General features: G+C 32.9%; 15 protein-coding genes. 2 read left to right on the top strand and 13 right to left on the bottom strand.

The genetic code is table 11. The features are described 5' to 3' along the window. Window positions 1–61: 61 nt before the first annotated feature. The 5 genes from KQI69_RS00285 to KQI69_RS00265 all read right to left on the bottom strand — a co-directional run bounded on the left by KQI69_RS00285 (window position 62) and on the right by KQI69_RS00265 (window position 1,938). Window positions 62–403, bottom strand: a complete 342-nt coding sequence (locus KQI69_RS00285; protein ID WP_216563256.1) for an inorganic diphosphatase — start codon at window positions 401–403, stop codon at window positions 62–64. Beyond that, window positions 403–621, bottom strand: coding sequence for an aspartate dehydrogenase (locus KQI69_RS00280; RefSeq protein ID WP_216563254.1), 219 nt, complete (start codon window positions 619–621; stop codon window positions 403–405). The genes KQI69_RS00285 and KQI69_RS00280 overlap by 1 nt, the downstream gene beginning before the upstream one ends. Window positions 622–776: 155 nt before the next feature. Further along, window positions 777–971, bottom strand: coding sequence for a hypothetical protein (locus KQI69_RS00275; protein ID WP_216563253.1), 195 nt, complete (start codon window positions 969–971; stop codon window positions 777–779). Between the two features lie 11 nt (window positions 972–982). Then, on the bottom strand, window positions 983–1,207 hold the full coding sequence (locus KQI69_RS00270; RefSeq protein ID WP_022013278.1) for a hypothetical protein: 225 nt from the start codon (window positions 1,205–1,207) through the stop codon (window positions 983–985). A 506-nt stretch (window positions 1,208–1,713) separates the two neighbouring features. Beyond that, on the bottom strand, window positions 1,714–1,938 hold the full coding sequence (locus KQI69_RS00265) for a hypothetical protein (RefSeq protein WP_216563251.1): 225 nt from the start codon (window positions 1,936–1,938) through the stop codon (window positions 1,714–1,716). Between KQI69_RS00265 and KQI69_RS00260 the strand changes: the two genes are divergently transcribed. Next, on the top strand, window positions 1,928–2,113 hold the full coding sequence (locus KQI69_RS00260; protein WP_216563258.1) for a hypothetical protein: 186 nt from the start codon (window positions 1,928–1,930) through the stop codon (window positions 2,111–2,113). The two genes, KQI69_RS00265 and KQI69_RS00260, sit on opposite strands and share 11 nt — an antisense overlap. A 109-nt stretch (window positions 2,114–2,222) precedes the next feature. Further along, window positions 2,223–2,720 (top strand): GHKL domain-containing protein, encoded by a 498-nt coding sequence (locus KQI69_RS00255; protein WP_216563249.1) that lies wholly within the window; start codon window positions 2,223–2,225, stop codon window positions 2,718–2,720. Window positions 2,721–3,087: 367 nt separating this feature from the next. Here KQI69_RS00255 and KQI69_RS00250 read toward each other — a convergent pair whose 3' ends face one another. The 8 genes from KQI69_RS00250 to KQI69_RS00215 all read right to left on the bottom strand — a co-directional run bounded on the left by KQI69_RS00250 (window position 3,088) and on the right by KQI69_RS00215 (window position 11,288). Continuing rightward, window positions 3,088–3,477, bottom strand: a complete 390-nt coding sequence (locus tag KQI69_RS00250; RefSeq protein WP_216563247.1) for a GNAT family N-acetyltransferase — start codon at window positions 3,475–3,477, stop codon at window positions 3,088–3,090. Window positions 3,478–3,765: 288 nt separating this feature from the next. Next, complete coding sequence (locus tag KQI69_RS00245) at window positions 3,766–4,197, bottom strand: NUDIX domain-containing protein (protein ID WP_253288925.1); 432 nt, start codon at window positions 4,195–4,197, stop codon at window positions 3,766–3,768. After that, window positions 4,197–4,832, bottom strand: a complete 636-nt coding sequence (locus tag KQI69_RS00240; RefSeq protein ID WP_216563243.1) for an HD domain-containing protein — start codon at window positions 4,830–4,832, stop codon at window positions 4,197–4,199. The genes KQI69_RS00245 and KQI69_RS00240 overlap by 1 nt, the downstream gene beginning before the upstream one ends. 276 nt (window positions 4,833–5,108) lie before the next feature. Beyond that, entirely contained in the window at window positions 5,109–5,282 is a 174-nt protein-coding gene (locus KQI69_RS00235; RefSeq protein WP_216563241.1) for a hypothetical protein, read from the bottom strand. A gap of 5 nt (window positions 5,283–5,287) precedes the next feature. Continuing rightward, on the bottom strand, window positions 5,288–5,920 hold the full coding sequence (locus tag KQI69_RS00230; RefSeq protein WP_216563240.1) for a PBECR4 domain-containing protein: 633 nt from the start codon (window positions 5,918–5,920) through the stop codon (window positions 5,288–5,290). Between the two features lie 382 nt (window positions 5,921–6,302). Next, window positions 6,303–7,592 carry a hypothetical protein gene (locus tag KQI69_RS00225; protein ID WP_216563238.1) on the bottom strand — a complete coding sequence of 430 codons (1,290 nt, stop codon included), beginning with the start codon at window positions 7,590–7,592 and terminating at the stop codon, window positions 6,303–6,305. After that, complete coding sequence (locus KQI69_RS00220) at window positions 7,589–10,729, bottom strand: AAA domain-containing protein (RefSeq protein ID WP_216563236.1); 3,141 nt, start codon at window positions 10,727–10,729, stop codon at window positions 7,589–7,591. Before KQI69_RS00220 ends, KQI69_RS00225 begins: the two co-directional genes overlap by 4 nt. A 112-nt stretch (window positions 10,730–10,841) precedes the next feature. After that, window positions 10,842–11,288 (bottom strand): hypothetical protein, encoded by a 447-nt coding sequence (locus KQI69_RS00215; RefSeq protein ID WP_216563234.1) that lies wholly within the window; start codon window positions 11,286–11,288, stop codon window positions 10,842–10,844. Window positions 11,289–11,600: the final 312 nt, after the last annotated feature.

Raw genomic sequence — 11,600 nt, 5'->3', positions numbered from 1 at the left:
AGATTGAAAATTTACCCTGCGTTATTTAGCTGAAAATCATTGATACAGTACACTAGTTATTTTACTCAGAAACAATCAGTCGTGTTTTAAAATACTGTTCCTGAAAATAAATCTGTCTGTTAATTTCCTCTTTTGTAAAAGTCATATTTTCCGGTGCAACCACCCATTTTTCTTCTACATCATCTATTCGATGAACAACTGCAATGATTTTTCCCGTAAACTTATCTACAGCCTTATCAACGCCCAATATATAAGCATCCTGCTCCTCCCCGTCAGGTGCGATAATTTCTTCTATATAACCATAGTTGACCGGATAATACATATCTTTATGTTCCGGGTGATAACTTCCCATTGGTCTGTCAACCGTCACTGTCACTATCTTTCCTATAACTGAATTTTCCATTAATACTCCTTTGTTATTTCTTCACTTATTCCATACATAACTTTAAAACTTTCAAGATCCTCCGGAGTCTTTATCAACATAATCTCTTCTATCTTACCTGTATTCATATCCTTAAATCCTGCAACCTGCTCACCATTACATATGCTTGCCTTGATTACCGGTTTCATATTTACACTATCATAGGACTTTGCAACAAATTTCTTTTTAAACAATCCCACTCCGCCCACCTTCTTTCAGCTTAGCCACTACCATAATAAGTACACATCATACATAAATTTTTCAAAAGACTGCACAAGATAAAATATACATTATCCTATAAATTGCCTGTACTATTTTCTCAAATTTATATCTGCATCATTCCATGATTTTCTAACTACTTATAATCATTTGACACATCCATAAAATCACGCTTTCCATTGATATAATCCTGATATGCAATTTCAGGATCCTTTCCCCGAAACACTGTGCAAAGTCCACACATATCGCAGTCGGCAATGCACTTGAATGTGTTTTTAATATATTGTCTTCTTTCCTCTATCGTAGAATCTTTTAAATCTGGTGCTCCCATAATACTATCACCTACTTCACCATACCTGAATTACTTCTGTATTCCTCATTTAACTGACGCAATTCTTTTTCTCCATTGATATATGGCTCATAAAATGCATCGACAGAACCACCACCTAAATTGTCACATCCGTTGCAAAAATCACAAGCACCTCCGCATTGATTAAGCCCCTCCTGAACAATACGAATTCTTTCTTCTTTTGTTGTATCCTTTATCAATAAACTTTTAATCTCCATGTTGCTGCCATCCTTTCTTAAAAAACATAAATTCTAAGACTTCTATTTGTATTATACAACAAAATCTAACACAGCAAAATACCCCCTAAACAGATTTTGGTTATTTGCCTTGTCTGCTTAAGGGGTATCATATTATTGATTGTTCGTTCAAGTATATATTCGCAATCCACTCTACTACTTGCTCATAACACTATTAACTGCAAGCCTTCTATTCTTGTTTTACAATCTATTCAAACATATATTATTTTGCGCCAGCCAATTACCTTTTCTTTTATCCCGCTATCTCCCCACATCCTTTGTATAATGCACAAAGACATCCTCTAAATTATGAATATTTAAACATTCCCTTATTCCCATATAATGCTCCGGAAAAAAACATCACAAAACCATTCCTGCATAGATGATTTTGTGTCACTTCCTGTTCTACCCAAAAATGAAATCACTAAAACAACTACCACTACAAGTGCAAGGCACACATCACAAGCAAACATGATACCTTAGACATTTTATTTCCATTTTTCATACTGCCTCTCCAATTCCTTTAACAGTTTCTTTTGCTTCTCTGCTACTGCTTTTTTTGCTTTCTCATATTTATCAGAAAATTTACTCTCTTTCCAAATATCCTCATATTCCTGCCACGCATCTGCATAATAACCTACATCCTCAAAATTCTTGAAATCCAGTTGAAACCTAGCAAACTTTGATGACTTATTACAAACTATTAACAACACAGCTTTTTTTCAAATCCTGTTTCTTGATGTAGAAATGCCCCGTCTTACCGGTATCGAAACCACTGCCAGAATTCGTGAAACCGATGCTAATAATGTTTGCATTATTTTTGTAAACCACTATCCACAATATATGCAAGACAATTTCAATGTACGCGAGAAACCTCCAAGCAGATAGATTTTCAAACAACAAAATACCAACAACTCTCATATGCTTATCGTAATACACGCAGTTTACTACACGATACAAAAAAACACTTTTTTATATTCAAAAAGCTCTTATCCATTTGGAGCAACACTATATCGGCATCAACACCGGTAATTTAGTAATTGATGCTTTTGTAAGCAATTACATGACCATTGCACAAAACGACAACATTTATTTTGATACAAAGATACAAATTATTCCTTCCAGCATCCCTACGGACGATTATGACCTTTGTATTATTATTGGAAACTTATTAGATATAGATAATAGTTTGAACGCTGCCATAGGCATCCCCTCTCCCTATCCAAGAAAAATATATACAGAACTTTTTACTACTGAATTAGAATTTATTATACATATCAAAAATACATGTCATCCAAACACGCAACCACTACATGATAGTCAAAGTCAACATGAATTTTATCATGGATATGGTCTTGCCAATGTGAAGTCACTGGTGAAAAAATATGACGGAACATATTCTTGTTTTACGAAAGATAACACCTTTGAAACCGTTATTATAAATTTCCATAAAAACCTCCCACACACTGTCGTTTTCAAACCATATGTAATGTAATTTACCAAACCTTTGTTTTCTCGTTTTCGCCGTTATCAAAATAAACTCCTAAACCGTCATCGGCGCTATGTTTATACTCAGTTTTGGCCAGTGCTAAACAGGTGCCACTGTCACCTAGCACCTTCAGTATGTATTTCAGTTGCCAGACTCAACTTCACATCTACATTATAACTTTGCATTATCACCCATTCATTGTATTCCGATTGTTCCGTATCATAAAACCCTGAAAGCGGTCTCTACGATTCGCTCCGGTCAACGCTAAACGAGCATTTCCCGGACGCTTAACTCCCTGTCATATGTATTTCATTAGATAGCATCCTAATATAATCAAGTATACTGCCAGAACAATTGCAATTTAAATCTTGATTTATAGCTTTATTTCCAATTCAAGGCAATTCCATTCTTTTCCCATTACAGTATACTTTTCTATTTTATCTTGAAATACATCCTTAAACCCTATTGACTTATAACAATAATAAGCTGATTTATTATTTCCAAAAACACCTAATGAAACTTTGTTTACGCAAAATATTTCCCTAGCATATTTCAACCCTAATTTCAGCATCTTTTTTCCATATTCCTGTCTGCGTTTCTCTAAATCAACAATTACAATACCACACCGTAATTCCTCAAAAAATTCATTCGGTCTTCTCATAGTAAAAAATCCTACTGTCCATTTATAAAAAGATTTCTCATCCTTTATCCATGACATAATTGTTTTCGCATCATTTTTATTATATGGTCTTAATCTTAACATACTTGCCTTACTTTCTCATTTGTTTAAAATATTGTTTATCATATCCTGCTCATCATGTGATACAAGCTGCGCTTTTTTATCCTAATGACATAAAATACTCTCTTTTTGGCTTATATATTCTGACTATCTATCCCTTATAAATGTTTTCCTGATTTCTTTACTTAACAACCGACTGTATGTTTCTACCTTACAAAATAATTTTCTAACATTTCCCAATTTCTTTGTTCTCTAATAGCTACCATATCAAACTCGGCATAAAAAATACCCTCTGTTCTCATCGGTTCAACACTACACTTCTTTTACCTGCAAATACTTTTCTATCAATTTCGGCTGTATCAAAGGATATGTCCAGTTCTCAGGCAATTCATCCATAAGAACAATCTTCTCCATTTCGCTATGTAATTCTTTCGCAAACTCTGTTATCTCTGCAAAACAAAGGAGTCCAAATGTTTCCTCACCTGTATCATTTACTCTGTTCTTACCTGTTACTGAGTAAACACAGATTGGTTTTATCTCAAATTTAAGTGCGCCTGTTTCTTCCTGCAATTCTCTTTTAGCCGTTTCAAGAATGTTCTCCCCAGCTTCTCTATGCCCTCCCGGCACTTCATATGTATCTCTTTCTTTGTGTTTGCAAAATACCCACTTGCCGTTACTCTGTGAGATAATTACTGCAAATTTTAATAATTCGTCATTAACTTTATCATAAAATTTTACTTTCATCATTTTTCCCCTTTCCATTCTATCATAAACTCATTAAGAAATTCCTGCATTACAGCCTGTCTATGTTCTGCCAATTTCCTTCCCTCAGTCGTATTCATCATGTCTTTCAACAAGAGCAACTTTTCATAAAAATGATTAATGCTTGTAGAATCTTGATTATTCCGATACTCTTCTTTGTTCATTCCCATTTTAGGTTTTATTTCCGGATCATAAATCTTTCTTCCCCTACTACCACCATATGCAAATGTTCTGGCAATTCCAATAGCTCCTATAGCATCAAGTCGGTCTGCATCCTGCACACATTTTCCTTCTATGGTATCAGGTACGACTGAATCCGTTCCAGCAAACGAAACTTCATCTATAATCTTTAATACTGCCTCTATCCTTTTCCCATTTATCTTGTTAGCTGTCATAAAATCAACTGCCTTCTTCTTAACAGCATAAGTATCCGATGAAAGTTTAATATCGTCCACATCATGTAACAGGGCTGCCAATTGCACTATTTTAACATCTGCTTTTTCCTGTTTCGCGATTTTAACAGCCAATTTATATACTCTTATCGTGTGATAATAGTCATGTCCACTACTATCTCCCGAAAATATACCTTTTATAAATTCCATTTCATTATCTGTCATCTTATCTCCTAATCAACCTATCAAAACGATATAGTAATTTTATCAAAAGCATTACTCCTCTACAAATAGAGCAAAATTAGGGGCATTTGAAAAAACAAATGCCGTAAACCTGCATATACAAGCTTTCGGCATTTTAATTTGTTATTCAAACTCTTTTTCAGGTTCGATTTTTCTTATGAAAATAGTATTTTTTCATGCAAAAATCATATCATTTTGATACTATTTCATATATTGTTTATACAGTTGTATTTCTGGTGTACCCAAATTGTACCCACGCTATTTCTGTACACTATTCTTCATTATCAAAGGTGTCATTTTTTCCATAAGTGCCTCTGCGATACATCTACTTTTGTCATCAAGAATTTTCTTCTTCTGTTCACGCGCCCACTCTACAGCTTTAAGCTGATCTTCTAATTTTTCACTTAACAAAACATGATCTTCATCATTCATATGTCTTATTCTCCTGTTACATCTTCAAACAACTTTGCTGACACAATATCCTCAATTTTTTCTCTGAACTGCTTAAGCATTGCTGTATCTCCAACAATAATTTTATCAAAGAATAAACTTCCAGTTGTTTTTCTTAGAATCAAATCTACAGTTCCCGGATTCTTCAATTCATTTCCTTTTATCAAGGACTTCGGACGTGCTTTCTTTGATTCTGAAAAACCTAATGTGCAGTTTCCATCCGCTGTTGCCAGCGAACACACTACCCGATTTTTCCGAAAGCCTTCTTCTACTTGAACATCCGATTTCATTAGTGTCATCATATCCGGCAAAACCTGTATTTTTCTTCTTACTGTACCTTTTGCTGACTTCTCATTCTGTCCTGCTTTTGCGAAATCGAAATCCTCTTCCGTCAATGTTCCATCGTAACATTTATGAAAAAATGTCTTAGCATCTATATTGGAATGTACACCTGTTAAATGTTGGAAATTATCTTCCTCTGCTGCAATTATATAATAATCATTTTTTTCAAATGCTACCGAGCAAATTAGATACTCATAATCAACATAAATGTCTTTATACTGTTTTGCAGCTTTTATCATTTCCTGTCTGGCACGTTCCTTAAAACTTTCCTCTGCCATTTTAGCTCCTTTGTGAAAGAAAGACGGATGACCGAAGCCATCCGCCTTTGATTTTTAGCAGTTTACTCTGTAATGGGAATGAGTTTTAGGTCTTCATCCCGACCACTGGAAACGGGTTTTAAGTCTCCGTTCCGACTGTAGTATCTTCTTTTTGTAACTTAAATATACACTATTGTATGCAAAAAGTCAATCACAGTACCATTCATTTTCTCATCAGCTTTTCATCAAAAATCCACAGGCTATATGTGAATCCCTAAAATCCTATAAAACAATATCCCATCTTATGGATAAAAAGCTGTGCTTTTTAGATAAAAGCCTAATAATCATGGTTCTCCACAAAAATAACTTGTCATATCCATCATTGCAATCAACATATTCCATATTATGAGTTAGTGTGCAAATAGTATGACATACATAGGCACATTGTATTATCATCTATTACATTTCTCAATTTTGGCACACCATAAAGCAAATATGATTCTGTCTTCCAACAAAAAAAATATTTCTTATCATTTTCTACACATTTGCATTCGCCTTTAAAATTCCACTCAATTTGTTTTTTTGCAGCTTTTATATTATTGGATTGTGCATAATATACTGATAAATTTGATTTACCCATATTCTCTGTAAGCGTAGCAGTAAATTGACTATCAAATGCCCAATCGTCAAGATTATCTACATATAAATCCACGTCCGAAGATTGAGAAACAATGTATTTTAGAATATCTCTATATTCACCATCCATTAATTTTCTATCATTAAAAACTTCATCTGTGATAAGGGTATAATCAATACTTTTTTTGTTTTTTGTGAAATGTATCTTTTTTAACTCATCATATAGACCACTCTTTTCTTCAAGAATCTCTCCTTCATACCCCTGTTGATTAATTCTTCTATACTTAAAATGGTTCTTTAATACCTTTTTATTATTTATCTGTTCAATGATATAATCTTTGTACATTTCTAACAACTCTTTATGCTTATTTGATACTTGTACAATATCAATATCCAAACCATTCGAACTTACATATATGTGAATTGGTATTTTAATATATTTAACAAAAGTACCATCAACCTTATCTATCTTCAACAATTCTTCTTTTATCGGCTGAACTCCCTCTGAAAAATACAAAACATTTTCTTCGTCAAATATCTGAGATATCCTTTTGAATTGCTCTATATAATATTTGACTTCTCCAGTAGGAATTATTGGTTTCAATTTTCCATCGTTATCTCGTACATTATTTTGCAATTCATACGCTGAGGAATCAATAATATTCCCTAAGATTCCATCAAGACATACATTTTTCAGAATGTCTTGTTTTTTTTCTGTTCTATTAAGGTTGTTTAACGCCTCTCTACCTGCTGTCATCATTTTACAAGAATTAGTCGATACCATTACAAGATTTTTTGAATACAAATCAGCTAACGTTACATCTAACAACTTTCGTTTCAATCCTAATATCTGAGCTATCACATCAATTTGATAGACACCTACATCAATAAGCTGAAGTACTTTTTCTTCAACAAGACTAATTGGCATAATGGTTCTCTTAGTTACAAGCAATGATGTCTCATATATTGGTACATATACTAAATCAGAAAAAAGATACTCATATCCTTCATTTACAGGTATAATGTGTTGGAACAAATCTTCAATTAATTTTTTCAAAATAGTTTTCCCCCCTTACATGAAATAATCTTGCAATGATCGTGAGTTCTAATGTAGTCTATTATTTCAATAAATTTATTATTTGGATCATTATAATTATAAAAGAAATTTAAGTCACCACAGATTATCAACAATTTTTTTGCCCTAGAAAAAGCAACATTTACACGCTTCTTTTCTTTCTGGAATCCAATTGAATTATCTGTCCTTACTGTACTATACATAATAATATCATTCTCTCGTCCTTGAAAAGCATCTAACACATTAATATCAATTTGTGCAATCTTGTCATATCCGATTGCTTTAACTGAATTTCGAAGAATATCTTTTTGTCCACTATATCCAGTAATTATCCCTATATCTTGGTTATCTAATTCATTCGATTTCTTTAAATCCTCAAGAATATCTAAAATAATACGTTTTTCTTCCTCATTCATGAATGAATTTCCTTTGGTTTTCTTCTGCTTTCTTTTTCTGTTTTCTGAAGTATCAAACCAAATTATAGAATTACCTTCGTATCTCGATAGTCCATGAAGTTTATCTTCGTCCTTGCACCCAGTATCAATTGTTCCTCCATAGAAAACGGTACTAATCAAATTTCCAATATTTCTTATCATTCTATATTGGGTACTTAAAACTTGCTTGTGTGAATCTGGTAATGTTTCAAATAAGATATCAAACATTCTATATTCCGGATTTTTTGTCAGTTTTGCAATCTTTGGAGATATGCTTTTGTCTGCATAAGCTGGTAACTGATTTTGATCTCCTACTAAAATTATCTTTTTTGCTTTGATTATAGAAACCAGCAATTCTGGTGTTGTTGCCTTTGCTGCTTCATCAATAATAACATAATCAAATTCCATATCTTTAACAAAACTATTTGCTAAAAAACCTATACATGTTCCTGCTATAACCGTAGCACTTCGTACTAACTGATAATCAAGGCAGTCCTTTTCTACAGACCTATCAATCCAATCCTTTTGTATTTCTTTTATTTTCTTCCATCTATCAAGAATTCTCTGATCTGATATGTCTTGGTATACTTCTTCCATACTTTTGTCATACTCTTCAACATTCTTCTTCACATCATAAAAAAGCTTGTCTCTATGAGCTGGCATCGTATATCTACAAGATATTTTGGGTGATACGTTTTTGTCAGCTCCTATTCTGACTATTTCTAAATCATCTGAAATAGTACTGTCTAAGCCTTCCAAAATATTATCCACCGCTGTATGTGACTGCGAAACAATAAGTATTCTAGGACTATCTGCTGTTTTTATAGATTTCGTAACAACTTGTCCTATTATTTCCTTTATTACCTTTGTTTTTCCAGTTCCAGGTGGTCCCTGTATCAATCCAATATTTTCAGAGTTTAAAGCTTTTTTCACTGCTTGTTGTTGTGACGGATTTAGATTTTGTGCAATAAATTTAGGTTCAAATATCGTTGGTATCTCCTCTGGTTCTTCAACATTTAACAAAATATCTTTCAAATTTCGTGCAGAATACTCTTCACTTTTTAGTAATCTAATTGCACTCATCTGACGCTTATAAGAACTGGTATTTGCACGAAAGTCTTCCATTACATTGCATTTCTTCTTAAGCAATGTTCTTACATTTCCTTTTAACACTTTTTTAGGCATTTGTATAACTATTTTAACGCTATCATCATCACATATAATATCATCTAGAATACCCAATTCAAAATATACAGGTTGTCCTCTATCATCAACACCTTCAATGATAAATTTTGTGTTTTGCTCTAGCTCATCTATTGACTTATTTTGACATTCGTCTACTTCTAAAACAATTTGACCATTTTCAATATACGATTCAGAATATACTATTTTTGCAACTTTGTCCTTTTCGCTAATAATAGATTCCTCTAATCCCTCTTGCCAGCTTCCAAATAGCTTCTCAAATTTTTCTTCACGTTCCCTGTATCGTTCGTTCTCTTCACGTCTATTTTTAAACATAATCCATAGCTTTTTATTATCTTTTCCATTATGACATGTATATCTAAATCTAGGATCACAAAAAGAGAGCTTACCTTCAATTTTAAAACTTCTACGAATATTAATATTTCTATGATCAGTTGCAACTTCAGAAATCTTCATTACAGCAAAAACTCCTATTGTTTCATCATAGCTACATTCCACTACAATATTTTTTCCTGTAATGACATATTTCTCATGCTTTTCATCATAATATCCGTATCTTTCTGAAAATTCTCTTTTTAAGAATGAATTGGTAAATTGCGTCATGTTCATGCTATTTTCAATTACCATACTACGTTTCAAATAGCGCATTTTTTCAAAATCGATGAATACACTATAATCATTTGCAGATGTGTTTAATTCACCTATTAATTGTGTAAAAACATCTGTAATTTCATCTATTGATTCCGGTCTATCAGATGGATTATCCTGAAGCATCGAACGAAGCATACCTTTTAACACTTCATCCATACTAGATTTTTCAATCAAACTAATCATTTCTGCATTTGATTCTGCTTCTTTACACAAAAATAATTCAAAAAAAATAACACCCATAGAATAGTAATCGCATTTTTCAGTAATATCATTTCCTTTTACAACTTCTGGTGCCGAATAAGTTTCTGAAAACATTGGCATAGTAGTTTCTTTCTCAATAATTGTCTTTATCTTGCTTGAGCCAAAATCTATAATTGTAATCTCGTCATTTACATCATCATAAATGATATTTTGAGGCTTTAAATCTCTATGTATTACATCATTTGCATGTGCATTATATACTGCCTGCAGAATTTTTAAACATATTTCGTACTTCTTCAATTGCGTGAATGAATTCCAATCATACAAATCCAATGTCTTTCCATCTACATAATCCATTAGTATGGCGCCATAATTAGATTTCCCCTTATATTTTAACGATGCTGTTGTATCTCTTATTTTTACAATATTACTGCAAGAATTCAATACTTTAAGAGCTTCCATTTCTCTGTTAAATACTAATTTCTGAAATGGCTCATTAATACCGCCATACAATTTCAAAACATATATCTTATCTTTTCCTTTAACTTTAACCTTAAAAATGTGATTATCCCATATTTTCGATTTATGTACTTCTTCTATCACAGTATAATTAAAATGCGATTCTGCCATTTATTTTCCTCCTCATATGATCAAGTATTTTTATTGAAAATTCAAGTTTTTACCTCTAGCTATTCTTCTGCCTATTTTCATCTGTTCTATAACTTGTTCTTCTTATACTGTATTATACTGACAAATCCACCATAAGACAACGAATATTTGTACAATAGTCCACTGCAGAATCGCAAAAATGCACCCGTTTCCGGGTGCATCCTCTACTCCGACTCAGGATACAGCTCATCCAACACTTTCTCCAGCGTTCCATCCTTTGCATGCTCACTATTTTGTCTTTAATCTGACCAGACAATGTTTTTTCATCATCACTTAAAAAGTTACCTGACGCAAAATAATACCGAGCAACATCCAAAAAATTGTTATTATAAGTCATAATAAACTTCTTACCTGATTGCAACGGAACATTAGCAAAAATATCCAAATCATTGCATACCCCTACAAAACGACTACACGCATATTTTGATTGTATCTCCCTGTTGATGCATCTTATAATTTGAATACCATCTGAATCCTTATCATTGGGTTTTAAGGCATACCTGTTGTCTTCATCCATCATACCCATCCCCACAACAAATCCGCATGTTTAAAGGGTTTCTTGACACTATGAGCCAAACTCTAGAGCTAAAATTAAGCAAAATTTGGATGAAACATCCCCATTTCATCCCCAAAACAAAATAAAAAGCCCCACAAAGCCCATAAATACAAGCTTTGTGAGGCATATTCCTCTATTCAAACTCGACAACTACTAATCAATTTTGTTTAGAGATTATTTGTTGCCATGTTTGCTTTTCTTTCGATTTTTTGATTTATCCATATTAATCTCCATTCCGCCGCCTTCGACTGGCGGCACAAATAGTAACGAAAGTAT

The sequence above is a fragment of the Eubacterium sp. MSJ-13 genome (genome assembly GCF_018918235.1).
Lineage (GTDB): Bacteria > Bacillota > Clostridia > Lachnospirales > Lachnospiraceae > Butyribacter.
Note: the sequence above shows the minus strand (reverse complement) of the source record. Positions and strands in the feature narration are given on the sequence as shown.